At 40.6% G+C, this 25,267-nt stretch carries 26 protein-coding genes, 1 pseudogene and 1 riboswitch; of the genes and pseudogenes, 23 read left to right on the forward strand and 4 right to left on the reverse strand.

Features of this window, described 5'->3' with window-relative positions; all coding sequences use genetic code 11:
* Positions 1-47: 47 nt before the first annotated feature.
* Positions 48-146: riboswitch (TPP riboswitch) on the reverse strand.
* 183 nt (positions 147-329) lie between these two features.
* The 12 genes and pseudogenes from M1F63_RS03090 to manA all read left to right on the forward strand — a co-directional run bounded on the left by M1F63_RS03090 (position 330) and on the right by manA (position 12,451).
* Entirely contained in the window at positions 330-725 is a 396-nt protein-coding gene (locus tag M1F63_RS03090; RefSeq protein WP_247940689.1) for a CopY/TcrY family copper transport repressor, read from the forward strand.
* A gap of 10 nt (positions 726-735) precedes the next feature.
* A complete protein-coding gene (locus tag M1F63_RS03095; RefSeq protein WP_000933322.1) occupies positions 736-1,107 on the forward strand; it encodes a cupredoxin domain-containing protein in 372 nt (123 codons plus the stop codon).
* Positions 1,108-1,116: 9 nt separating this feature from the next.
* Positions 1,117-3,339 carry a heavy metal translocating P-type ATPase gene (locus M1F63_RS03100; RefSeq protein ID WP_247940690.1) on the forward strand — a complete coding sequence of 741 codons (2,223 nt, stop codon included), beginning with the start codon at positions 1,117-1,119 and terminating at the stop codon, positions 3,337-3,339.
* Between the two features lie 212 nt (positions 3,340-3,551).
* Positions 3,552-5,327 (forward strand): pyruvate oxidase, encoded by a 1,776-nt coding sequence (spxB, locus tag M1F63_RS03105; RefSeq protein WP_247940691.1) that lies wholly within the window; start codon positions 3,552-3,554, stop codon positions 5,325-5,327.
* A 110-nt stretch (positions 5,328-5,437) separates the two neighbouring features.
* A complete protein-coding gene (locus M1F63_RS03110; protein ID WP_247940692.1) occupies positions 5,438-5,785 on the forward strand; it encodes a VOC family protein in 348 nt (115 codons plus the stop codon).
* Positions 5,786-6,036: 251 nt separating this feature from the next.
* Complete coding sequence (locus tag M1F63_RS03115) at positions 6,037-6,339, forward strand: lactococcin 972 family bacteriocin (RefSeq protein WP_076984435.1); 303 nt, start codon at positions 6,037-6,039, stop codon at positions 6,337-6,339.
* A 58-nt stretch (positions 6,340-6,397) separates the two neighbouring features.
* Positions 6,398-8,395: a DUF1430 domain-containing protein gene (locus M1F63_RS03120; protein WP_247940693.1), complete on the forward strand. Its 1,998-nt coding sequence runs from the start codon at positions 6,398-6,400 to the stop codon at positions 8,393-8,395.
* A 1-nt stretch (position 8,396) separates the two neighbouring features.
* Positions 8,397-9,032, forward strand: coding sequence for a putative bacteriocin export ABC transporter (locus M1F63_RS03125; RefSeq protein ID WP_071851381.1), 636 nt, complete (start codon positions 8,397-8,399; stop codon positions 9,030-9,032).
* Between the two features lie 228 nt (positions 9,033-9,260).
* Positions 9,261-9,341, forward strand: a pseudogene (locus M1F63_RS03130) (VOC family protein); the annotation flags it as partial.
* 217 nt (positions 9,342-9,558) lie between these two features.
* Positions 9,559-9,819: a SemiSWEET family transporter gene (locus M1F63_RS03135; RefSeq protein WP_001291473.1), complete on the forward strand. Its 261-nt coding sequence runs from the start codon at positions 9,559-9,561 to the stop codon at positions 9,817-9,819.
* Positions 9,820-9,947: 128 nt separating this feature from the next.
* A complete protein-coding gene (locus tag M1F63_RS03140; protein WP_247940694.1) occupies positions 9,948-11,387 on the forward strand; it encodes a 6-phospho-beta-glucosidase in 1,440 nt (479 codons plus the stop codon).
* 119 nt (positions 11,388-11,506) lie between these two features.
* Positions 11,507-12,451, forward strand: coding sequence for a mannose-6-phosphate isomerase, class I (gene manA / locus M1F63_RS03145; RefSeq protein ID WP_125391160.1), 945 nt, complete (start codon positions 11,507-11,509; stop codon positions 12,449-12,451).
* A 40-nt stretch (positions 12,452-12,491) separates the two neighbouring features.
* Here the strand turns inward: manA and M1F63_RS03150 are convergent, their stop codons facing one another.
* Positions 12,492-13,832: a sodium-dependent transporter gene (locus M1F63_RS03150; RefSeq protein WP_247940695.1), complete on the reverse strand. Its 1,341-nt coding sequence runs from the start codon at positions 13,830-13,832 to the stop codon at positions 12,492-12,494.
* A gap of 253 nt (positions 13,833-14,085) precedes the next feature.
* On the opposite strand from M1F63_RS03150, the gene M1F63_RS03155 reads away from it, so the two are divergent.
* Positions 14,086-14,826, forward strand: coding sequence for a MerR family transcriptional regulator (locus M1F63_RS03155; protein ID WP_247940696.1), 741 nt, complete (start codon positions 14,086-14,088; stop codon positions 14,824-14,826).
* Between the two features lie 28 nt (positions 14,827-14,854).
* Here M1F63_RS03155 and M1F63_RS03160 read toward each other — a convergent pair whose 3' ends face one another.
* Genes M1F63_RS03160 through M1F63_RS03170 form a run of 3 tightly spaced genes read right to left on the reverse strand, consistent with a single transcriptional unit; the run spans position 14,855 to position 17,408 of the window.
* Positions 14,855-15,310, reverse strand: coding sequence for an 8-oxo-dGTP diphosphatase (locus M1F63_RS03160; RefSeq protein ID WP_247940697.1), 456 nt, complete (start codon positions 15,308-15,310; stop codon positions 14,855-14,857).
* A 19-nt stretch (positions 15,311-15,329) separates the two neighbouring features.
* Positions 15,330-16,505 (reverse strand): aminoacetone oxidase, encoded by a 1,176-nt coding sequence (gene aao / locus M1F63_RS03165; protein WP_247940698.1) that lies wholly within the window; start codon positions 16,503-16,505, stop codon positions 15,330-15,332.
* A 57-nt stretch (positions 16,506-16,562) separates the two neighbouring features.
* A complete protein-coding gene (locus M1F63_RS03170) occupies positions 16,563-17,408 on the reverse strand; it encodes a DegV family protein (RefSeq protein ID WP_247940699.1) in 846 nt (281 codons plus the stop codon).
* A gap of 124 nt (positions 17,409-17,532) precedes the next feature.
* Between M1F63_RS03170 and M1F63_RS03175 the strand changes: the two genes are divergently transcribed.
* The 10 genes from M1F63_RS03175 (at position 17,533) to M1F63_RS03220 (ending at position 25,077) form a co-directional block, all read left to right on the forward strand.
* On the forward strand, positions 17,533-18,090 hold the full coding sequence (locus M1F63_RS03175) for a TetR/AcrR family transcriptional regulator (protein WP_042767775.1): 558 nt from the start codon (positions 17,533-17,535) through the stop codon (positions 18,088-18,090).
* Positions 18,091-18,108: 18 nt separating this feature from the next.
* Positions 18,109-18,576, forward strand: a complete 468-nt coding sequence (locus tag M1F63_RS03180; RefSeq protein ID WP_000136994.1) for a deoxycytidylate deaminase — start codon at positions 18,109-18,111, stop codon at positions 18,574-18,576.
* 88 nt (positions 18,577-18,664) lie between these two features.
* The gene (upp, locus tag M1F63_RS03185) at positions 18,665-19,294 is read left to right on the forward strand and encodes a uracil phosphoribosyltransferase (protein ID WP_000515974.1); all 630 of its coding nucleotides are present in this window, start codon (positions 18,665-18,667) and stop codon (positions 19,292-19,294) included.
* A 172-nt stretch (positions 19,295-19,466) separates the two neighbouring features.
* Positions 19,467-20,057: an ATP-dependent Clp protease proteolytic subunit ClpP gene (clpP, locus tag M1F63_RS03190; protein WP_000613467.1), complete on the forward strand. Its 591-nt coding sequence runs from the start codon at positions 19,467-19,469 to the stop codon at positions 20,055-20,057.
* Positions 20,058-20,135: 78 nt separating this feature from the next.
* Entirely contained in the window at positions 20,136-20,405 is a 270-nt protein-coding gene (locus M1F63_RS03195; protein ID WP_049490317.1) for a YlbG family protein, read from the forward strand.
* Between the two features lie 88 nt (positions 20,406-20,493).
* Positions 20,494-21,654: an ABC transporter substrate-binding protein gene (locus tag M1F63_RS03200; RefSeq protein WP_000726133.1), complete on the forward strand. Its 1,161-nt coding sequence runs from the start codon at positions 20,494-20,496 to the stop codon at positions 21,652-21,654.
* Positions 21,655-21,773: 119 nt separating this feature from the next.
* Positions 21,774-22,643 (forward strand): branched-chain amino acid ABC transporter permease, encoded by an 870-nt coding sequence (locus M1F63_RS03205; RefSeq protein ID WP_000941413.1) that lies wholly within the window; start codon positions 21,774-21,776, stop codon positions 22,641-22,643.
* 3 nt (positions 22,644-22,646) lie between these two features.
* Complete coding sequence (locus M1F63_RS03210) at positions 22,647-23,603, forward strand: branched-chain amino acid ABC transporter permease (protein ID WP_000856262.1); 957 nt, start codon at positions 22,647-22,649, stop codon at positions 23,601-23,603.
* Positions 23,603-24,367, forward strand: coding sequence for an ABC transporter ATP-binding protein (locus tag M1F63_RS03215; RefSeq protein ID WP_001186014.1), 765 nt, complete (start codon positions 23,603-23,605; stop codon positions 24,365-24,367). Before M1F63_RS03210 ends, M1F63_RS03215 begins: the two co-directional genes overlap by 1 nt.
* Positions 24,367-25,077: an ABC transporter ATP-binding protein gene (locus tag M1F63_RS03220; protein ID WP_000062204.1), complete on the forward strand. Its 711-nt coding sequence runs from the start codon at positions 24,367-24,369 to the stop codon at positions 25,075-25,077. Before M1F63_RS03215 ends, M1F63_RS03220 begins: the two co-directional genes overlap by 1 nt.
* Positions 25,078-25,267: the final 190 nt, after the last annotated feature.

The raw sequence follows: 25,267 nt of genomic DNA on the forward strand, positions 1-25,267 counted from the left end.
AGAAAAAGCTGGTCTGTTTTAGAAAGGTAATAGAAGACTGCTAGTCCCCATTATCATTTCCACTTCCATCAGCTAGCATTAGCTAGATTGAGTCAAAGGGATCTAACAGTTGTTAATCTCAGCTTTACGCACCCCTAGTGGTTGTTTTCTTTTTTCTTTAGTATAGCATATTTTTATAGTTTATATAGTAAGATTTGGCTGGAAATCTCTCATCAAATGATTAAAATTCTATTTTTCGAAAAAATAATAAAAATTATAGTTGACAAATGTAGATTTTAAGAGTATACTGATAATTGTAATTGACAAATGTAGATTTAGGAGGTGTGATTATGCAGATTTCAGATGCAGAATGGCAGGTTATGAAGATTATTTGGATGCAGGGGGAGCAGACCAGTTCAGATTTGATCAGGGTTCTGGCTGAGCGATTCGACTGGTCCAAGTCAACCATTCAAACTCTTTTGGCTCGTTTGGTTGAGAAAGAGTGTCTGACTCGGAAAAAAGAAGGCAAGTCCTTTGTCTATTCAGCCCTTTTAACTTTGGACCAAAGTCGGGATTTACTTGTCCAAGATATCAAGGACAAGGTTTGTTCTCGTAGGATTAAGAACTTGTTGGCTGATTTGATTGTGGAATGTGATTTCACTCAGGCTGACTTGGAAGGCTTGGAAGAAGTGATTTCTAAGAAGAAATCAAGCGCTGTAACAGAAGTAAAATGTAATTGTATGTAAAGGAGATGTCATGTTAAATCTATTTGTATCTATTGTTGTTTTAGGAATGATTGCTTTTATCCTCTTTTGGTTTTTCAAAAAGCCGCAAGAAGATGCTAAGAGAGCTCAGCAAAAGAATGGCTATCAAGAAATTCGAGTGGAGGTCATGGGAGGATATACTCCAGAAACCATTATCCTCAAAAAATCGCAACCTGCTCGCATTATTTTTGATCGAAAAGATCCTTCACCTTGCTTGGATCAAATCGTTTTTCCAGACTTTGGAGTGCATGCAGATCTGCCTATGGGAGACCAATATGTGGTTGAAATCACACCTGAAGAAGCAGGTGAGTATGGTTTCTCTTGTGGCATGAATATGATGCACGGTAAGATGATTGTAGAATAGGAGAATATTATGACTGAAATTGTAAAAGCAAGCCTTGAAAATGGTGTTCAAAAAATCCGTATCACGGCAGACAAAGGCTACCATCCAGCCCACATTCAACTGCAAAAAGGGATTCCTGCTGAGATTACCTTTCATCGTGTGACACCATCAAACTGTTATAAAGAAGTTCTCTTCGAAGAAGAAGGGATCCTAGAACCAATCGGCGTAGATGAGGAGAAAGTCATTCGCTTTACTCCTCAAGAATTGGGTGAGCATGAATTTTCATGTGGCATGAAGATGCAAAAGGGGAGTTATACCGTAGTTGAGAAGACTCGAAAATCTCTATCACTTTTACAACGTTTTTGGATTACTAGTGTCTTTACTGTGCCTCTTGTGATTCTTATGATTGGGATGTCTACAGGAGGAATTAGTCACCAAGTCATGCGTTGGGGCACCTTTTTAGCCACAACCCCCATTATGCTGGTAGCTGGAGTTCCATATATCAGAAGCGCCTGGGCTAGTTTTAAAAAGCACAATTCCAACATGGATACCTTGGTTGCTCTGGGAACCCTAGTGGCCTATTTCTATAGCTTAGTTGCCCTCTTCACTGGTCTGCCCGTTTACTTTGAAAGTGCTGCATTTATCCTCTTCTTCATTCTTTTGGGAGCAGTTTTTGAGGAAAAAATGCGAAAAAATACTTCGCAGGCAGTCGAAAAATTATTAGACCTACAAGCAAAAACAGCAGAGGTTTTGCGTGATGATGTTTATGTTCAAATACCTCTAGAACAAGTCAAAGTTGGGGATCTCATTCGCGTTCGACCAGGTGAAAAAATTGCCGTTGATGGGACTGTAATAGAAGGAGAAACTAGTATTGATGAATCAATGGTGACTGGGGAAAGTATTCCAGTAGATAAGTCTGCCGGTGATACTGTCATTGGTTCAACCATCAATAATAGTGGTACGATCATCTTTAGAGCTGAAAAAGTTGGTTCTGAGACTATGTTGGCTCAGATTGTAGACTTTGTGAAGAAAGCTCAAACCAGTCGTGCTCCTATTCAAGATTTGACAGACAAGATTTCTGGAATTTTCGTACCAGCAGTTGTCATTTTAGGACTCCTTACTTTTTGGATCTGGTTTGTTTTTCTTGATGAAAGTTTTGTAACGTCGCTTCTCTATGGTGTTGCAGTCTTGATTATCGCCTGTCCTTGTGCACTAGGACTCGCGACACCGACAGCACTCATGGTTGGAACAGGACGAAGTGCCAAGATGGGGATTCTTCTCAAAAATGGTACAGTTCTACAGGAAATCCAAAAAGTTCAAACGGTTGTTTTTGATAAGACAGGAACCTTGACCGAAGGGAAGCCAGTAGTGACAGATGTTATCGGAGATGAAGGAGAAGTGCTAAGTTTGGCTGCTTCACTGGAAGATGTATCTCAACACCCGCTAGCTCAAGCTATTGTTAATCGTGCATCTGAACTAGGAATTAGCCTTTACCCAGTGGAAAACTTCCAAGCCTTGCATGGAAAAGGTGTGACTGGGATTATTAATGGTAAGCAAGTCTCGCTGGGGAATGCTAAGCTCTTAGCTGACCTTGCTATTCCACATGATTATCAAGAACGATTTGATTTGCTTGAGAAAGAAGCAAAAACAGTTGTCTTCCTATCCGTGGATGGTCAGTTAAAAGGCTTAATTGCCTTGCAGGATGTCCCTAAGGAAAATGCCAAAGAAGCTATTGCTAAATTGAAAAAACGTGGTCTTAGAACGGTCATGCTTACTGGAGATAATGCTGGAGTAGCCCATGCGATTGCAGAGCAAATTGGTATCGAAGAAGTAATCGCAAATGTCTTGCCAGAGGAAAAGGCACATGAAATTCACAAGCTTCAAAAGAATGGGAAATTGGCCTTTGTTGGAGATGGTATCAATGATGCGCCGGCCCTCAGTGTAGCGGATGTCGGAATTGCCATGGGCTCTGGGACAGATATTGCCATTGAATCAGCAGATCTTGTCCTTACAACCAACAATTTACTAGGATTGGCACGTGCTTTTGATATGAGTAAGAAGACCTTTAATCGTATTCTACTCAATCTTTTCTGGGCTTCTATCTATAACCTCATTGGTATTCCGATTGCAGCAGGAGTCTTTTCAGGAATTGGTCTCGTTCTCAATCCAGAACTGGCTGGTCTAGCCATGGCCTTTAGTTCTGTATCTGTTTTGATCAGTTCACTCATGCTAAATGTTACTAAGATAGACTAAAAGCGGGCTTGCCCGCTTTTTATTATAAAACAGTTCTAAAAAACGCTTTCGAACTGTACTGTAATAGAGAATAAAAACTTCTGAGCACATTCTTAGGAGACCCAAAACAAATGTGGTAAAGTAGTAGAGTAAAAATTTGCTGAAACGTTTCCAATTAGTATATGAAAACGGATTTATCAAGTTTTAAAAATATTTGAAGGAGAGTTATCATTATGACTCAAGGGAAAATTACTGCATCTGCAGCAATGCTCAACGTATTGAAAACATGGGGCGTAGACACAATCTACGGTATCCCATCAGGAACACTCAGCTCATTGATGGACGCTTTGGCTGAAGACAAAGATATCCGCTTCTTGCAAGTTCGCCACGAAGAAACAGGTGCTCTTGCAGCGGTCATGCAAGCTAAATTCGGCGGCTCAATCGGAGTTGCAGTTGGTTCAGGTGGTCCAGGTGCGACTCACTTGATTAACGGTGTTTACGATGCAGCTATGGATAACACTCCATTCCTTGCTATCCTTGGATCACGTCCAGTTAACGAACTCAACATGGATGCCTTCCAAGAATTGAACCAAAACCCAATGTACCACGGAGTAGCTGTCTACAACAAACGTGTCGCTTACGCTGAGCAATTGCCAAAAGTAATTGACGAAGCTTGCCGTGCTGCAGTTTCTAAAAAAGGTCCAGCTGTTGTTGAAATTCCAGTAAACTTTGGCTTCCAAGAAATCGACGAAAACTCATACTACGGTTCAGGTTCATACGAACGTTCATTCATCGCTCCTGCTTTGAACGAAGTTGAAGTCGACAAAGCTGTTGAAATCTTGAACAATGCTGAACGCCCAGTTATCTACGCTGGTTACGGTGGTGTTAAAGCAGGTGAAGTGATTACTGAATTGTCACGTAAAATCAAAGCACCAATCATCACAACTGGTAAAAACTTTGAAGCCTTTGAATGGAACTATGAAGGTTTGACAGGTTCTGCTTACCGTGTTGGTTGGAAACCAGCCAACGAAGTGGTCTTCGAAGCAGACACAGTTCTTTTCCTTGGTTCAAACTTCCCATTTGCTGAAGTTTACGAAGCCTTCAAGAACACTGAAAAATTCATCCAAGTCGATATCGACCCTTACAAACTTGGTAAACGTCATGCCCTTGATGCTTCTATCCTTGGTGATGCAGGTCAAGCAGCGAAAGCAATCCTTGACAAAGTAAACCCAGTAGAATCTACTCCATGGTGGCGTGCAAACGTGAAGAACAACCAAAACTGGCGTGATTACATGAACAAACTCGAAGGTAAAACTGAGGGTGAATTGCAATTGTACCAAGTTTACAATGCAATCAACAAACATGCTGATCAAGACGCTATCTACTCAATCGACGTAGGTGACACTACTCAAACATCTACTCGTCACCTTCACATGACACCTAAGAACATGTGGCGTACATCTCCACTCTTTGCGACAATGGGTATTGCCCTTCCTGGTGGTATCGCTGCTAAGAAAGACAATCCAGATCGCCAAGTATGGAACATCATGGGTGACGGTGCATTCAACATGTGCTACCCAGACGTTATCACAAACGTTCAATACGACCTTCCAGTTATCAACGTTGTCTTCTCAAATGGTAAATATGCCTTCATCAAGGACAAATACGAAGACACAAACAAACACTTGTTTGGTTGTGACTTCCCTAATGCTGACTATGCGAAAATCGCTGAAGCGCAAGGTGCTGTAGGATTTACAGTTGACCGTATCGAAGATATCGACGCAGTTGTTGCTGAAGCTGTTAAATTGAACAAAGAAGGTAAAACTGTTGTGATCGATGCTCGGATCTCTCAACATCGTCCACTTCCAGTAGAAGTACTTGAATTGGATCCAAAACAACACTCAGAAGAAGCAATCAAAGCCTTCAAGGAAAAATACGAAGCAGAAGAACTCGTACCATTCCGCCTCTTCTTGGAAGAAGAAGGATTGCAATCACGCGCAATCAAATAATTTCTCTCATCGAAAATCAAAAGTAAACATTGAAGATTTTATTCTTTGATTTTCATAGAGCGGAACTTGAAAAGATCGGAGTAATCCGGTCTTTTTCTGGAGGATAGTAAATGAATTTAAATCAATTAGATATCATCGTTTCAGATGTTTTTCAAGTCTGTGCTGAATTGGAGCGTATTTTGGATAAAAAAGCCGATTATGTTGATGACAGTTTTGCTCAGTTCACGATTGGCAGTCATTGTCTTATGTTGTCCCAAAATCATTTGATTCCTTTGGAAAACTTTCAGTCAGGCATCATTCTCCACATCGAGGTTGAGGATGTAGAGCAGGACTACCAACGGTTGAAAGATCTTGGTGTCGAGATTTTAAACGGCCCAGCTGTAACTGATTGGGGAACGGAATCGCTACTAGTTAAAGGCCCTGCTGGCCTAGTGATTGATTTTTATCGTATGAAATAGGGCGCGTAGTCATTTGACGTTAACCTTGGCTATTCTTAAAACAGAATTTGAGAATGTGAACTATTGAAAAGATCGGAGCAATCCGGTCTTTTTATAACGGCTTTTAGCACATAAATAATTGACAGCGCTTTCTTTTTGTGATATAATGAAGACGAATATAGGTGGATTGAGTGCTTTAAATAAATTGGGAAGGAGGAAATAATGCGTTTTAAAAGCATTCATCTTATTAGAGCCTTAAAAGGAGGTTTCCTATGAAAAAACTAAAGAAAGTTTTAATTATTAGTGCTTTGGCACTTACTGCGACAACTGCAACAATCGCTTATGCCTATCGATATGATGTGGAAGGTGGTACGTGGGAATATGGTTATACTTATGGAATAAATGCTTATTCAGACTATTATCATTCTGATAATAACCATGGTTCTAAAGTTATAAATAGAAATAATGGTAATTCTGCAGTGGATAATGCTGACCCAGGTGTTTGGTCTAGAGCGTGGATTTGGGATGTTTGGGATCCAGCTACTTTCCGCTATAACCCTACCGGTTGGTATTGATTAGTGAGTAGGGAGGGGAGTTGACTTCCCCTCTTTTTTCGTATAAAAGGAGTCATCTATGTATGGTTTATTAAAAAAAATATTAGCATGTTCTTCCTTTATCTTGATAACCCTTGTCGGTCTTCTCTTTGTTTACCACTATAAGAGTGAATTGTTGGGAGGTTATAGTCAGAAAGTTGATGTTGTGAGTTCGACTAGTTCCATTGCTACGGATTTACAGAAAATTGCAGAAGATACTGGAACTGTTCTGGCGAGGAGAATAGTAGATGTTAAAGAAAATGAGAGAGGTGAGGTGGAAAACACTTACATTCCTATTGGAGGAGAACTACCAAAAGATTTACCCTTACAAGAAAACCAAGGACTTATTCAAAATGCTTCATATAATACTCTTTATATTATTGTCAAAGGAAATCTAAGCGCTCAAGATTTGGCAGGCAGATTGATTGAAAAGGGACATCAAGCGAATGCTGTGGAAGCAAATTCTGGACTCACCCTCTTAAAATTTCTCTTAGTCTATCCACAAGCTATTATGATAGCCTTTGTTTTTCTAATTTCTTTTCTTACACTCCTGGTTGCGGACTATATTGTTAATATTCGATCAGTCAGTATCAAGAGAATATCAGGATTAGGTAAGTATCAGATTGCCCTTAGGGGAATTTGGAAAGAGAGTCTTTTTTTAGTAGGGAGTGCTAGCATTGTATTTGTACTAGCTATTCTTATACTTATTTTACAAAGAAATGCTACATTACTTGCTATAGAATTGATTGGATTTCCCTTACTAGCTTGGTTAGTCATTCTACTTTTTCTAAACTTTTTTGCCTCCAATCTGTTTTATCATATCTTACAGAGACAACCGATGAACCTATCCCTTAAGGGGAAAGCTCCCTTGCATTTGATTTTTGTTTTGGTTATTGTAACACAGATTTTTTCACTCCTAACGGTTATGTACAGCATTTATGGGGTGGTGGATATGACTAGACAAGTGAGAACCTTGGAAGAAGGGAAGCAAGCGTGGACACAATATCCTAGCTATTTTGCGACTCATGGTCTTGATACAGGAGAGGAGAAAGTTGATAAAGAAAGAGTACAGGCATTTTACGGTGACTTAGTCTCAAAAACTGAGCCACTATACATTGGAACTACTTTAGATTATATTGCTATGTCTAGTAATTCTCAGAAAAACTCTGATTATCCAACTTCTGAAAATATTTCAAATCAACTAAAAGTTAATCGAAAGTTCATTAAGCAAAGTGGTCTTCAACTAAACACAGAAGGACAAGCTTTCTTTGAACAAATGGGAGACTTTGATCGTTTGATTTTAATTCCAAAGAGTAAGGAAAATAAGATTGAGGATTTGAAAAAGGTTTGGTCTCGGTTTGTTCAAAAGGGATTTGCACCCGATAATGCACCAATTAGGAAAAATCATCCAGATGAAAGAGTGGAAGTTGCGACTTATGAGGGAGGAGAAAACCTCTTTATCTATCCGATTTTTACTTCTGTACATTACTTAGTTAATCGAGATAGTTTTGTTCACGATCCGATTATTATCGTGTATGGATCTGCTTATGAAAGACAAGAAGTTGCAGGATTTGATATATCAAACTATGTTTTTGACCATCCTGAGCAAGTCAGGGAAATTATAAAACAGTATAAAATGACAGCACATATCGGAAGCTTTACTAATGGTCTTTATTCTTTTGAATCAAAAATCCAACAGGTGACAGTGGAAAGATTGTTACTCTTGATTGCGTCGTGCATTAGTCTAGCTACTTCCATCTTGTTGATGATTTTGTTAAATACACTTTATTTTTATCAAGGGCGTAAGACTTATTTTATTGAACGTTTAGCAGGAAAATCTCTTATTGTGATTCATCATTTTTACTTGCTTACCTTGATGTGTGGTTACTTTTTATTAGCAGGTTTGGCTACTTTCTTACATCTCCCAATCTTGGTTACGTTATTTCCTATTTTTATGACTGTTGGTTTTCTTGCACTCTTTTTCTTTCAATTAAGACAACACCAAACAAGTAGTATCTTGTATCTGAAAGGAGGGTAATATGATTGAGTTAAGAGATATTCAAAAGACATTTGATGGACATGTTGTTCTTCGTGATTATTCTTATCAGTTTTGTGAAGGGAAATCTTATGCCTTGATAGGAGAATCAGGTGCTGGTAAGACAACTTTGTTAAATATCATTGGAAAGCTAGAAACAGCTCAAAATGGTACAGTAGAAATAAATGGCATTGACCTTAGAAAGATAAAGGAAAAAACTTATTTTAAAGATTTTGTTAGCTATCTTTTTCAAAATTATGGATTAATTGAAAACAGGAGTATTAAAGATAATTTGGAGTTGGCTTTTATTGGCAAGAAACTTTCCAGAAAAGATAAAGAGGAACAAATGTGTGAAGCATTAAAAAAGGTTCATCTCCAGCTTGATTTGAATCGGAAAATTTATTCTCTATCTGGTGGGGAAGCCCAACGTGTTGCCATAGCTAAAGTCATGCTAAAGGATTCTCCAATTGTACTTGCGGATGAACCTACGGCTTCGTTGGATGAAAAAAATAGCCGAGAGATTATTGATTTGATTCTTGGGTTACAAAATGAAAAACGTATTATTATCATTGCGACTCATGATAAAAGCGTTTATGAGCGTTTAGATGAAGTGATAGTGGTAAGAAAGGAGCAGAAATGAAAAATCGATTTAGTTTGACGCTTATCTTTTTTCAGGTAATGATAGCGGGCTCCTCTCTTTTTGTTATCCTAACTCAGTTTGGTTTACTTCGTCAACCTGTAAAAATCATCATACAGATGATCTGTCTTTTTAGTTTTTTATCTGTATGTATTACTATCTACAATTATGTTCGTGAAGAAAAGGATTAAAAGATACTGTTTTTATGAATGACTGTATGATAGTTTTAATGTTCAACCTGATTGGGGAACGGAATCGCTACTAGTTAAAGGCCCTGCTGGTTTAGTGATTGATTTTTATCGTATGAAATAGGGCGCGTAGTCATTTGACGTTAACCTTAGCTATTTTTAAAACAGAAATTGAGAATGTGAATTATTAAAAGATCGGAGCAATCCGGTCTTTTTCTGTTTCCTCTTTCTTATCACAAGATTGTGATAGTTTACATCTTCATAACAAAAGCTACAAAGTCTTGATTGTTTTGAAAAAAGATTATAAAATATGATTCATAAAAATGAAAGAGGTTTTGAAAATGTCTGAAAAACAAATGAAAATTTTGGGTTGGGTAGCGACCTTCATGTCCGTTATGATGTATGTCTCTTACTTCCCACAAATCATGAACAACTTGGCTGGTCAAAAAGGCAACTTCATCCAACCCTTAGTCGCAGCCATCAACTGTAGTCTATGGGTTTATTACGGTCTTTTCAAGAAAGAAAGAGATATTCCCCTTGCGGCTGCTAATGCGCCAGGTATCGTTTTTGGCCTAGTAACAGCTATCACAGCTTTGATTTAAAAGAAGACTGGTTTCAGTCTTTTTTTCGTATATAAAAGTAAGTTTAGTGCTATCATTATCCAGAGAGTTCAAAACTTTTTGCCTCCTTTTTAGTATAATAGAAGTAATAAATCAATCGAGGTAAAGTGATGACAGAAATACTACAATTTCCAGAAGGATTTCTCTGGGGTGGTGCAACGGCGGCTAATCAATGTGAGGGTACTTATAATCAGGACGGTCGTGGTCTTGCTAATGTTGATGTGGTACCGATTGGTCCAGACCGTGAGGCCATTATTACAGGTCAGAAAAAGATGTTTTCGTTTGAGGAGGGCTATTTTTACCCAGCAAAGGAAGCCATTGATATGTACCATCATTACAAGGAAGATATTGCGCTTTTTGCAGAAATGGGATTTAAAACCTATCGACTTTCCATTGCTTGGACTCGGATTTTTCCTCAAGGTGACGAAGCAGAGCCAAATGAAGCTGGTCTAGCTTTTTATGAGGATTTATTTAAGGAATGTCACAAGTATGGAATTGAACCACTGGTGACCATCACGCATTTCGACTGCCCCATACACTTAATCAGGGAGTACGGTGGTTGGCGCAACCGTCGCATGTTGAACTTTTACGCAAATCTCTGTCGCACCCTCTTTACCCGTTACAAGGGCTTGGTCAAGTACTGGCTCACCTTCAACGAAATCAATATGATTCTGCATGCCCCCTTTTTAGGAGCAGGGATTTGTTTTGAAGAGGGGGAAAATCAAGAGCAAGTCAAATACCAAGCAGCCCACCATGAGTTAGTAGCCTCGGCTATGGCGACTAAAATTGCCCACGAAATTGATCCAGAAAACAAGGTGGGATGTATGTTGGCAGCAGGGCAATACTATCCTAACACTGCCCATCCGAGAGACTACTGGGCAGCCATGGAAGAAGACCGTAAGAGTTACTTTTTCATTGATGTTCAAGCGCGTGGGGAATACCCAAACTATGCCAAGAAGCAGTGGGAGCGTGAGGGGATAGAAATTGAAATGACGACAGAAGATTTAGACTTGTTGAAGAATCACACTGTTGACTTTGTTTCCTTCTCTTACTATGCGAGCCGAGTGGCTTCAGGCAATCCAAAAGTGAGGGATCTGACAGCTGGAAATGTCTTTGCCTCTATCAAAAATCCCTATCTGAAATACTCAGAATGGGGATGGCAGATAGACCCACTGGGACTTCGTATCACCCTCAATGCTATCTGGGATCGTTATCAAAAACCCATGTTCATCGTAGAAAATGGACTCGGTGCTATGGACACGCCGGATGAAAATGGCTATGTAGCAGATGACTATCGGATTGCTTATCTAGAGGCCCACATCAAGGCTATGCGAGATGCTATTTACCAAGATGGCGTTGAATTGCTTGGTTATACGACTTGGGGTTGTATAGATCTGGTTTCAGCTGGAACAGGCGAAATGAACAAGCGCTATGGCTTTATCTATGTGGATCGTGATAATGCAGGTCAAGGAAGTCTCAAACGGAGCAAGAAGAAATCCTTCTACTGGTACAAGAATGTCATTGCCAGCAATGGTGCAAGTATTAAGTAGAGCACATTTGTTCACTATTTTTATAAAATCTTCTCCCTACTTTATAAGATGTGAAAAAGAGTTCAATTAGATCTAGCTTTTTGCTATAATGAAGTGAGAAAAACAGACAGGAGAATAAGATGTCAGAACCATTATTTTTACAATCAGTTATGCAAGAAAAAATCTGGGGTGGAACCAAGCTACGTGATGAGTTTGGCTACGATATCCCAAGTGAAAAAATCGGAGAATACTGGGCTATTTCAGCCCACCCAAATGGTGTTTCAAAGGTAGCTAATGGTCGCTACGAGGGAACAGACCTAGCTACCTTGTATGCAGAGCACCGTGAATTATTTGGTAACCGTCCAGAACCTGTGTTTCCACTATTGACCAAGATTCTCGATGCCAATGACTGGCTCAGCGTCCAAGTTCACCCAGACGATACCTATGGATTAGAACATGAAGGCGAGCTCGGAAAAACAGAGTGCTGGTACATCATCGCAGCAGACGAAGGTTCAGAGATTATCTATGGCCATAATGCCAAATCAAAAGAAGAACTCCGCCAGCAAATCGAGGACAAAAACTGGGATGCGCTGTTGACAAAAGTGCCAGTTAAAGCAGGAGATTTCTTCTATGTACCAAGTGGTACCATGCACGCTATCGGTGCAGGTATCTTGATTCTTGAAACCCAGCAGTCTAGTGACACTACCTACCGTGTCTATGACTTTGACCGCAAGGATGACAAGGGCAACTTGCGTGAACTTCACCTTGAAAAATCCATTGATGTTTTGAACATTGGCGAGCCTGCAAATAGCCGTCCTGTGACTGTCAAAGCTGATGACCTGCGTTCTACACTCCTCATTTCCAGCGAGTTCTTCGCAGTTTACAAGTGGGAAATCACTGGCAAAGTTGACTTTGAAAAGACGGCTGACTACAGCTTATTTAGTGTCTTAGCTGGTCAAGGCCAACTAACTGTTGACGGGGAAAATTATCCAATCCAAAAAGGTAGCCACTTTATCCTACCAAGTGATGTTGAAGCTTGGACCTTGGAAGGGCAAGGTTTGGAATTGATTGTTAGCCATCCATAAAAAAGAAAGGGCCTGAGTTTACTACTCAAGTCCTTTTTGATTACATAAATTGGGCGATAAAAACCACAATGATGATAATAGGAATGATGAAACGAAGAAGGAAGAGCCAGACTTGGAAAAGTCCTTGTTTCCATGCTCTTTCATCAAGATGGAGTTCCTCCTTAGCAAGAGTCTTCTTAAAGATGTAGCCTGTAAAGAGAGAAAGGCAGAGGGCTCCAAATGGCATGAGGAGATTGGAAACCAAGAAGTCCATAGCGTCAAAGAAGGTCTTCCCAAAGATGTGAACATCCGCCATAATACCGTAAGAAAGGGCTGAAGGAATTCCAAAGATAAAGGTCAAGATTCCTAAAATAGCGCTCCATTTGCCACGCTTGCGGTTGTCCTGGTTGGTGATATTGCCCACATTGATTTCCAGCATCACGACAGAAGAAGTGACTGTCGCAAAGAGGAAGAGCAAGAGGAAGAGGATGTAGAAAATGGTTCCAAAGGGCATCTTGTCAAAGAGTTGAGGCAAGACGATAAAGAGGAGACTTGGTCCCCCTTCGGATTGGATGTTGAAGGCTGACATGGCTGGGAAAATAGCCAGTCCTGCCATGATGGACACAGAAATATTCATAGCTACGATGGAAATCCCTGATTGGACCAGATTAGTTTTTTTGTCCAAGTAGGACGCATAGGTCAGCATGGCTGTCACCCCTAGTGAGAGGGCAAAGAAAGATTGACCCAGAGCATAGAGGAGACCAGCGCTAGTTAGTTTTGAAAAGTCTGGTTTGAGAAAGTAGAGAACCCCTTCCATGGCATTTGGCAAGCTGAGAGAGCGCCCAATGATCACGACAAAGATGATAAAGAGCAGAGGCATCATGACTTTCGAAGCTCTTTCAATCCCTTTTTGAACCCCACGTGATACAATAAAGATATTCAACAAGATAAAGGCTGCTTGAGCCCCTAGGGCAATGGCTGGATTTGAAATGATTGAAGTAAATAACTGAGCATAATCACCCGTTCCACCAAGTTGGAACAATTTCCCAAACTCAATACCTAGATAGACTAGAATCCATCCTCCAATAACACTGTAAAAGGAGAGAAGGATAAAGAGGGCAAAGGCACCAATCCAACCGATAAAGTTGTACTTGTTATTGTTGCCCAGTTTTCCAAAGGTTTTGATAGCGGAAACGCCAGCACTACGACCTAGGGCAAATTCAGCCAGTAAGAGAGGGAAACCGATTAATATAGTGGAAATGAGAAAGACTAGTAAAAAGCCTCCTCCGCCATTAGCAGCAGTCATGTAGGGAAATTTCCAAACGGCTCCAAGTCCGATGGCTGAGCCAGCAGATGCTAGAATAAAGCCTAGTTTCGAGCCCCATTGCGATTTTTCTGACATAGTTGAAACTCCAATCTCCTTTTTTAAAATAAGAAAAGGCTACTTGAGTTGTCAAATAGCCCTCTCTCAATGGCTCTTTATGAGCCTTCTGTTTGATTGATAGACTTGACTATCCTATCATGTTTTCTAAGGTCTGTCAAGAAAACCATTTTCAAGTTTTCATACCTTTCTCAAAAAGTTAAAAATTTTTCGTAAAAACACTTGACTCTGACCTAGGGGGAGGGGTTATACTATTTCTTGTAAGGAGGAAATCATGTACCATATAAAAGAAGCTGCGCAGCTTTCAGGTGTCTCTGTCAAGACCCTTCACCACTATGACAAGATAGGACTCTTGGTCCCCTTAAAGTCGGAAAACGGCTATCGAACCTATAGTCAGGAGGATTTGGAACGACTTCAGGTCATTCTGTACTACAAATATCTAGGCTTTTCTTTAGAAAAAATAGCAGAGCTGTTAAAGGAAGAAAGGAAAGATTTGTTGCCCCATTTGACTAGGCAGTTGGATTATCTAACTCGAGAAAGGCAACATCTGGATACCTTGATTTCCACCTTGCAAAAAACTATTCAAGAACAAAAAGGAGAAAGAAAAATGACGATTGAGGAAAAATTCACTGGATTTAGCTATCAAGACAATCAAAAATACCACCAAGAGGCGGTAGAGAAGTATGGACAGGAAGTCATGGGCCAAGCGCTTGAACGCCAAAAAGGTCGCGAAGAAGAGGCCACAGCCGCCTTCAACCAAGTTTTTCAAGCCTTGGCACAAAACCTTCAAGCTGGTCTGCCTGCAACAGCAGCCGAAAACCAAGAGCAAGCAGCCAAACTCTTGCAAGCTATTCGCACTTATGGATTTGACTGCTCTATTGAGGTATTCGGTCATATCGGTAAAGGTTACGTCTACAACCCAGAGTTTAAGGAAAACATTGACAAATTTGGACCTGGTACAGCTCAATACACAGCAGATGCCATTGCAGCTTACGTTCGGACAAATGCAGAATAAATAGGCTAGGAATTTCCTAGCCTATTTTTTATTTCAAGTCATAAAGCCAGTCGTCACCGTCTTTATAGTAGAAGAACTCACTGAGATCATCTTCCAAAAAAACACGAAGCATATCAGACATATCATCAGTAGCAAGTTTTAGATGAGAAAGATTGCCAAAATCTTCCCACCATACCTTTCCTTCGTCTGAAGATTGGAGCTCACCAGTAAAGTGTTCGGTCTTGTAAAATAGAACGATGTAACGGTAATCCTCGTCGTCATACCAGTCTTTAATACCGCAGAGTTGGAGTTTGGAAATAGTTAGTCCAGTTTCTTCTTTCACTTCACGAATGACAGCTTCGACAAAGGATTCGCCACGTTCAACATGACCACCAGGAAAAGTAATACCAGGCCAGTCAGGACTAACTCTGTCTTGGACCAGAACCTTGTCTCCGTTTTTAATCATGCACATGTTGACAAATTCAACTGATTCTCTTCTATTCATTTTTCACAACCTTTGATCTTTAATCATAATGCAAACTTCCTGCCACCCAACCGGTACAGAGGGCAGAAGTGATGTTAAAGCCACCCGTGTGGGCATTGATATCCAGGACCTCGCCAGCAAAGTGGAGACCAGGAACGAGCTTACTTTCAAGGGTCTTAGGGTTGATTTCCTTAAGACGGACGCCTCCTTTGGTGACAAAGGACTTAGCCAATGACATTTTACCAGTGACAGGAATTTTGAGAGCCTTGATAGACTGGAGTAGTTGCTCGCGTTCTTTTTCAGTTAGCTGTTTGACTTTGTCAGGATAGCCTTGCACGAAAAATTCAGCTAGGCGTTCTGGTAACAAGGTTTTCAAAGCATTTTTCAAGGATTTTTCCCGATTATCTTCTAGAAATGCAGCCAAGTCCTTCTCAGAAAGTTGAGGTAAAACATCGAGTGAGAGAACCTCTCCGCCCTTGACAAAGCTAGACATACGTAGGGCAGCAGGGCCTGACAGACCAAAATGGGTAAAGAGTAAATCATGAGTGATGACATGCTTGCCATAGCTTAAGGTCACATCATCCAGTGAAATTCCCTGCAAGTCCTTATGTGGAAAATCTGTCAATAAAGGACTTTCAGCGGCTTCAAGCTCTGTAATGGTGTGCTTAAAATGACGGGCAATCTCGTGACCAAAACCAGTCGAACCAGTCGAAGGATAAGATTTGCCACCAGTTGTGACAATGAGTTTACCACAAGTGAAGGTTTGGTCTGCGGACTTAAGGACAAACTGGTCGTCTATCTTTTTAACTGAAACAATTTCAGTTTGAGTGAGAACTTGTCCTCCTAGCTCAGCGATTTTCTTATCCAAGGCTTCGATAATGGTCCGAGATTTGTCGCTAGCAGGAAAGACGCGACCGTGGTCTTCAACCTTAAGTTTAACACCGTTTTCCGTGAAAAAGTTGATGATATCATGGTTGTCAAACTGGGAAAAGACACTGTATAGAAAGCGTCCATTTCCAGGGATGCCAGCTAGTAGGTCATCTAGAGTTCCGTTGTTAGTTACATTGCAACGACCACCGCCTGTTCCAGCTAATTTTTTCCCAAGTTTGCGATTTTTTTCGATGAGAAGAGTTTTCTGACCATAAAAGCTACTGGAAATCGTAGCCATCATGCCAGCAGGTCCCCCACCAATGACAATAGTATCAAAATGTTTCATAGCTCTATTGTACCATAAAAAATAAGAGATGCTTGGCATCTCTTGTTGCTCATAATCTTAGTTAATTTCATATCCCATCAACAAACCGCCATCTTCTGCATAAAAACTGCAGAGACCAGATGTTGGAAGAATCTTAATTTCAGCTTGTGGGAATGTTTCCAGCAAGCGTTCTGACAATTGCTGACAGAATTTATCATTGCTGCGATGAGCCATGACGATACGGCCACCAGCGTAGCCAGCCTTGATGAGTTCTTCATAGGCTGCTTGAAGAGATTTTTTTGCTCCACGCGCTTTTTGGAGCAGTTCTAGGGTTCCAGTTTCACTTGCTTCCCCAACCATACGGATGTTGAGAAGGCCAACGACAGTACCGATAAGCTTACTCAAACGACCATTTTTGACCAAGTTATCGACTTTAGCAAGGACAAAAAGCAACTTCGTTTTTTCTTGGTAGGCTGTAATAGCTTCAACAATTTCCTCATAAGAAAGTCCTTGATCAATCAAACTATTGATTTTCTCGACAATCAAGTCAACCTCACCACCTGCAGACAATGTATCAATCACATGAATCTGAGTGTCAGGATGTTCTTCAAGGTAGATATTTTTAGCGAGCTGTGCACTATTATGGCTACCCGAAAGAGTACCAGTGATAGTAACGACAAAGATATGCTTAGCACCTTCAAATGCACGCAAGTAATCATCAGGGCTAGGACAAGCTGATTTTGAAGCCTCAGAAGTCGCATACATGGTTTCCATCATGTGGTCAATGTCAAGATTGGCATCATCGATAAAGACCTGATCAGCTACTTGAATGGTTAAAGGAACACTAACAAATTCCGTATCAATAGCAGGAGTTGCTAGTTGACGATAATCACAACCAGAGTCAGCTACAATCTTCCAAGTCATAGAAATTCTCCATCTTTGTCACTTATACATTGACAAAGGTTCTGTCTTTTTTTACAATTATATCATGAAAGCCCTTGAAACAAAAGTACCACCTCTCTGTTGTCACAAGTAGAAAGAAATTGTTATGTCTGAACGTAAAATATCTGAAAAATCTCTTGAAAATCTCAGAAAATCAAATCAAGAATCCAATTTTTTAACCAGAGAAGCAATCGAGACGGCTCTTTTGCAACTTCTAGAGAAAAAGGACTTGGCCAAGATCAGCATTTCGGAGCTGGTCAAACGGGCTGGCGTCTCTCGTGCCGCCTTCTATCGTAACTATGACTCCAAAGAAGAGATTTTGGAAAGCGTCTTTAAACGCAGTGTTCATAATATCATGGAACAGCTCAGCCACTACGATGTTAAAACCGACCTCTATTTGGTCTGGGTTCACCTTTTCCGCGCAGCAAAGAAAGAAGCTAAGGTTATCCAATTTGCCCTGGACTACCACTTGGAAAAGATTTTCGTCCAAGCCATGCAGGAATTTCTGGAAAAATACCACGGGAAATCAAAAGGTGTTAGCAGCTACCTCCATTCCTTTTGGAGCTCTGCCATCGTATCAGTTCTGCTCAAATGGATCAAGGATGGCATGAAGGTTCCGGCTGAAAAGATTGCAGATTTACGCTTGCCATTTTTCAAAAAATAGGGGATAAGGAGAAGACTTATGACAGAAAAAAGACTGGCTTGGGATGAGTACTTTGCAGCCCAGGCTTTACTGATTGCCAATCGTTCGACCTGCAAACGTGCCAAGGTGGGAGCTGTCCTCGTTAAGGACAATAAAGTCATTTCAACAGGCTACAATGGTTCTGTATCGGGAACGGAGCACTGTATCGACCACGAATGTCTGGTCATTGAAGGACACTGTGTCCGAACCCTTCACGCCGAGGTCAATGCTATCTTGCAAGGAGCCGAACGAGGGGTTCCCAGAGGATTTACAGCCTATGTGACCCATTTCCCTTGTCTGAACTGCACCAAACAACTGCTTCAGGTTGGTTGCAAGCGCGTGGTTTATATCAACCAGTACCGAATGGATGACTATGCCCAGTACCTTTATCAAGAAAAAGGCACCGAGTTGACCCATTTACCATTAGAGACTGTTCAGACAGCTCTTCAAGAGGCAGATTTGATTTAAAAATTAATTAAAATAAATGGTTTAGACAGCTTTTTAAACCGTTTTTTGATATAATAAGAAGAATAAATTGAAAGAAGGAACTCAGAAAATGGGAAAAATTGAAGTCATTAATCATCCACTCATTCAACACAAATTGTCAATCTTGCGTCGTACAGACACTTCTACAAAAGCTTTTCGTGAACTAGTAGACGAGATTGCAATGTTGATGGGATATGAAGTACTTCGTGATCTTCCACTTGAAGACGTGGAAATCGAAACACCTATCACAAAGACCGTTCAAAAACAATTGGCTGGTAAAAAATTGGCGATTGTCCCAATCTTGCGTGCAGGTATCGGGATGGTAGATGGACTATTGAGCTTGGTTCCAGCAGCAAAAGTTGGACACATTGGTATGTACCGTGATGAAGAAACCCTTCAACCAGTTGAATACTTGGTGAAATTACCTGAGGATATTGACCAACGTCAAATCTTTGTCGTTGATCCAATGTTGGCAACAGGTGGCTCAGCAATCTTGGCAGTAGATTCGCTTAAAAAACGTGGCGCTTCAAATATCAAGTTTGTCTGCCTAGTATCTGCTCCAGAAGGAGTGAAAGCCCTTCAAGAAGCACACCCAGATGTAGAAATTTTTACTGCGGCCTTGGATGAACGCTTGAACGAACATGGTTATATCGTTCCAGGTCTTGGAGATGCTGGAGACCGCTTGTTCGGTACCAAATAAGATAGCAAGTAAATACTGAAACTAGAAGTTCGTTTTTGACTTGAAAGGAGGTTGAGTTTTTGTTTCTGTTTAGAGAATAGAGCAAAAATTTGACCTTTTTTGACCAAAAAGATATAATAGTTCTGTATTGAGTCGTAAGACTAAGAAAATTCAACATTAAAAGGAGAAATGAATGATTCCTGTAGTTATTGAACAAACAAGCCGTGGAGAACGTTCCTATGATATTTACTCTCGTCTTTTGAAAGACCGCATCATCATGCTAACAGGTCCCGTTGAAGACAACATGGCCAACTCCGTTATTGCTCAGTTGCTCTTCTTGGATGCCCAAGACAGCACAAAAGATATTTACCTTTATGTCAATACACCTGGGGGCTCTGTTTCAGCTGGTTTGGCAATCGTTGATACCATGAACTTTATCAAAGCGGATGTCCAAACAATCGTTATGGGGATGGCTGCATCCATGGGGACTGTCATTGCATCAAGTGGCGCAAAAGGCAAACGTTTCATGCTTCCAAATGCAGAGTACATGATTCACCAACCAATGGGTGGTACAGGTGGTGGTACCCAACAAACCGATATGGCAATCGCTGCAGAGCACTTGCTTAAAACTCGTAAGACTTTGGAGCAAATCCTTGCAGATAACTCTGGTAAATCAGTCGAGCAAATTCATGCAGATGCAGAACGTGATTACTGGATGAGTGCCCAAGAAACACTTGAATATGGCTTTATTGATGAAATCATGGCCAATAATTCTTTAAGCTAAGCAACCTAGAAAGCAAACTCGACGGAGTTTGCTTTTTTTGGTATAATAGGGGAAGATTTCTTAGAAAGAGGATTCCTCATGTTTGAAAAAACAAATCGATCAGGATTAATCATCTATCTCTACTATAATCGAGATGCAAAAAAACTTCAGGAATACGGTGATATCTGTTACCATTCCAAAAAACATCGTTACTTGCAGCTCTATGTTCCAACTGAGGAGCTAGATGACTTAGTTGAGAGATTAAGTAAGGAAAGATATATCAAGAAAATTAGACGTTGCCATATTCAAGAGCTAGAAACTCCCTTCGTTGGGAATCTCTATCGGACTGAAGAAAACGTTATCATTTAAAAAAGTTAAACAAATACATTGACAATTTTCTGATAATTCGGTATATTCTTAACATACAATTTTTGAAACAACTATAAGGAGATTAAAAATGAAGAAAAAATTTGCCCTATCTTTTGTGGCTCTTGCTAGTGTGGCTCTTCTTGCTGCATGTGGAGAGGTCAAGTCAGGAGCGTCAAACACAACTGGAAATCCAGTAGACGAAAAAACAATTAAAATCGGTTTTAACTTTGAAGAGACAGGTGCTGTGGCAGCTTACGGTACAGCTGAACAAAAAGGTGCCCAACTTGCTGTAGACGAAATCAACGCTGCAGGTGGAATTGATGGAAAACAAATCGAAGTTGTAGACAAAGACAACAAGTCAGAAACTGCTGAAGCAGCTTCTGTTACAACAAACCTTGTTACCCAATCAAAAGTAGCAGCTATTGTAGGACCTGCGACATCTGGTGCAACTGCCGCAGCTGTAGCTAACGCTACTAAAGCTGGAGTGCCATTGATTTCACCAAGTGCTACTCAAGACGGTTTGACTAAAGGTCAAGATTACCTATTTATCGGAACATTCCAAGATAGCTTCCAAGGGAAGATTATCTCTAACTATGTAACAAACAAATTGAATGCTAAGAAGGTTGTTCTTTATACTGACAACGCTAGTGACTATGCTAAAGGTATTGCTAAATCATTCCGCGAATCCTACAAGGGTGAGATTGTAGCAGATGAAACGTTTGTAGCAGGTGATACAGACTTCCAAGCAGCCCTTACAAAAATGAAAGGCAAAGAGTTTGATGCTATCGTAGTTCCAGGTTACTACACAGAAGCAGGTAAAATTGTAAACCAAGCTCGTGGTATGGGAATTGATAAACCAATCGTTGGTGGTGATGGATTTAACGGTGAAGAATTTGTTCAACAAGCAACTGCTGAAAGAGCATCAAACATTTACTTCATCTCTGGATTCTCCACCACAGTTGATGTTTCTGCAAAAGCTAAAGCTTTCCTTGAAGCATACCGTGCTAAATACAACGAAGAGCCTTCAACATTCTCAGCTTTAGCCTATGACTCAGTTTACCTAGTAGCAAATGCTGCAAAAGGTGCTAAAAACTCAGGTGAAATCAAGGACAACCTTGCTAAAACCAAAGATTTTGATGGTGTAACTGGTCAGACAAGCTTTGATGCTGACCACAATACAGTGAAAACTGCTTACATGATGACCATGAACAATGGTAAAGTTGAAGAAGCAGAAGTTGTAAAACCATAACATTAGAATAGTAATTGAAATGGGGAATGAGCCTTTGACTCACTCCCTGTTTCGGTGTTTATGAACTTGTGAAAATAATGAAATTTTCTAAAAAATAACGATAGAAAAGAGTGAATGCTATGCTCCAACAACTTGTGAATGGTTTAATTCTGGGTAGTGTTTATGCACTTTTGGCTCTGGGTTATACCATGGTTTATGGAATTATCAAACTCATCAACTTCGCCCACGGTGATATTTACATGATGGGTGCCTTTATTGGTTACTTTTTGATTAATTCTTTCCAAATGGATTTCTTTTTAGCTTTAATTATTTCAATGGCAGGGACTGCGCTGCTTGGTGTTGTGATTGAGTTTCTTGCCTACCGTCCTTTACGACACTCTACACGTATTGCTGTATTGATTACTGCCATCGGAGTGTCTTTCCTACTGGAATACGGAATGGTTTATCTAGTAGGTGCTAATACTCGTGCCTTCCCTCAAGCAATTGAAACAGTCCGCTTTGACTTGGGACCAATTAGCTTGACAAATGTTCAATTGATGATTTTAGCAGTTTCTGTACTCTTGATGGTTTTATTGCAATTAATCGTCCAAAAAACAAAAATGGGGAAAGCCATGCGTGCGGTATCAGTTGATAGTGACGCAGCTCAATTGATGGGAATTAATGTAAATCGCACAATCAGCTTTACCTTTGCTTTGGGTTCAGCCCTTGCTGGTGCAGCAGGTGTTCTCATTGCCCTTTACTACAACTCTCTTGAACCTTTGATGGGTGTGACTCCAGGTCTAAAATCATTCGTTGCGGCCGTTCTCGGTGGTATCGGGATTATTCCTGGTGCAGCTCTAGGGGGATTTGTGATTGGCTTGTTGGAAACATTTGCTACTGCCTTCGGTATGTCTGATTTCCGTGATGCTATCGTATATGGAATCTTGCTTTTGATTCTGATTGTTCGACCTGCAGGTATCCTTGGTAAGAATGTGAAAGAGAAGGTGTAAACAATGAAGACAAATCTTAAAGTAAATATTCTCTGGTTATTCCTTCTGTTAGCGGGTTATGGATTGATTAGTGTACTGGTTTCTGCTGGTGTTCTTAATCTATTCCATGTCCAAATTTTAGAACAAATTGGGATTAATATCATCCTTGCAGTAGGCTTGAACTTAATCGTTGGTTTTTCAGGACAATTCTCACTTGGTCATGCAGGTTTTATGGCGATTGGGGCTTATGCAGCAGCGATTATTGGTTCAAAATCACCAACCTATGGTGCCTTCTTTGGAGCGATGGTCTTGGGCGCTTTGATTTCTGGTGCAGTCGCTTTGCTCGTTGGGATTCCAACACTCCGTTTGAAGGGTGACTACCTGGCTGTTGCGACACTAGGTGTTTCAGAAATCATTCGTATTTTTATCATTAATGGTGGAAGTTTGACCAACGGTGCTGCTGGTATCTTGGGTATTCCAAACTTTACCAACTGGCAAATGGTTTATCTATTTGTGGTGATCACAACTATTGCCACTCTCAACTTCTTACGTAGTCCAATTGGACGCTCTACTCTATCTGTTCGTGAGGATGAGATTGCTGCAGAGTCTGTTGGGGTAAACACTACAAAGATCAAGATTATTGCTTTTGTCTTTGGAGCCATTACAGCAAGTATTGCTGGTTCACTTCAGGCCGGTTTTATCGGTTCTGTTGTCCCAAAAGATTACACCTTTATTAATTCCATCAACGTGTTGATTATCGTTGTATTTGGTGGACTTGGATCGATTACTGGTACCATCGTTTCAGCGATTGTTTTAGGAATTTTAAATATGCTCCTTCAAGATGTAGCAAGCGTACGTATGATCATCTACGCTTTGGCTCTTGTATTGGTCATGATTTTCAGACCAGGTGGACTTCTTGGGACATGGGAATTGAGTCTATCACGTTTCTTTAAAAAATCGAAGAAGGAGGGACAAAACTAATGGCATTACTTGAAGTTAAACAGTTAACCAAACATTTTGGCGGTCTAACAGCTGTTGGAGATGTCACTCTTGAATTGAACGAGGGAGAATTGGTTGGTCTGATTGGTCCAAACGGGGCTGGTAAAACAACCCTTTTCAATCTCTTGACCGGCGTTTATGAACCAAGCGAAGGTACTGTGACACTAGATGGACATCTCCTAAATGGGAAAACTCCCTATAAGATTGCCTCACTTGGTCTCAGTCGTACCTTCCAAAATATTCGTTTGTTCAAGGACTTGACAGTTTTGGAAAATGTTTTGATTGCATTTAGCAATCATCATAAACAACATGTTCTTGCGAGCTTCCTACGCCTACCAGCTTTTTATAAGAACGAGGAAGAATTAAAAAGCAAAGCTTTGGACTTGCTGAAGATTTTTGATTTGGATGGTGACGCAGATACTCTTGCCAAGAATCTGGCCTATGGCCAACAACGTCGATTAGAAATCGTTCGTGCTCTGGCAACTGAACCTAAAATCCTCTTTTTGGACGAACCTGCAGCTGGTATGAATCCACAAGAAACAGCTGAATTGACAGAATTGATCCGTCGTATCAAAGATGAATTTAAAATTACCATCATGCTTATCGAACATGACATGAATTTGGTTATGGAAGTCACTGAGCGTATCTATGTTCTTGAATATGGTCGGTTGATTGCTCATGGGACTCCGGATGAGATCAAGAACAACAAACGCGTTATTGAAGCTTATCTAGGAGGTGAAGCCTAATGTCTATGTTAAAAGTTGAAAACCTCTCTGTGCATTACGGTATGATCCAAGCAGTTCGTGATGTAAGTTTCGAGGTTAATGAAGGTGAAGTTGTTTCCCTTATCGGTGCCAATGGTGCCGGTAAAACAACCATTCTTCGTACCCTTTCAGGTTTGGTTCGTCCAAGTGCTGGTAAAATTGAGTTTTTGGGAAAAGAGATTCAAAAGTTGCCAGCGCAAAAAATCGTGGCAGGTGGTCTTTCACAAGTTCCTGAAGGACGCCATGTTTTCCCAGGTTTGACTGTTATGGAAAACTTAGAAATGGGAGCCTTTTTAAAGAAAAATCGTGAAGAAAATCAAGCCAACTTGAAAAAAGTCTTTTCACGTTTCCCTCGTCTGGAAGAACGCAAAAACCAAGATGCGGCAACTCTTTCAGGTGGTGAACAGCAGATGCTGGCTATGGGACGAGCGCTCATGTCGACACCTAAGCTCCTTCTCTTGGATGAGCCGTCAATGGGACTTGCCCCGATCTTTATCCAAGAAATTTTCGATATCATTCAAGATATTCAGAAGCAAGGAACAACGGTTCTCCTAATTGAACAGAACGCTAACAAGGCCCTTGCTATCTCTGACCGTGGTTATGTACTTGAAACAGGAAAGATTGTCCTATCAGGAACAGGAAAAGAACTCGCAGCATCAGATGAAGTCAGAAAAGCATATCTAGGTGGCTAAAAAGGTCCGGGGGACCTTTTTAGTCGGCGGATAAGAATTGTGCAGCAAATTCTCCTTTAGTCTGGGGGCCCTTTTTAGTCGGCGGATAAGAATTGTGCAGCAATTCTCCTCTAGTCTGGGAGACTAGTTTAGGTTGTGGACGGAGATTGCGCACGCAATCCCTCTATAGTCCGGGGGCCCTTTTTAGTTG

The organism is Streptococcus oralis (genome assembly GCF_023109155.1).
GTDB classification, from domain to species: Bacteria; Bacillota; Bacilli; order Lactobacillales; family Streptococcaceae; genus Streptococcus; species Streptococcus oralis_BZ.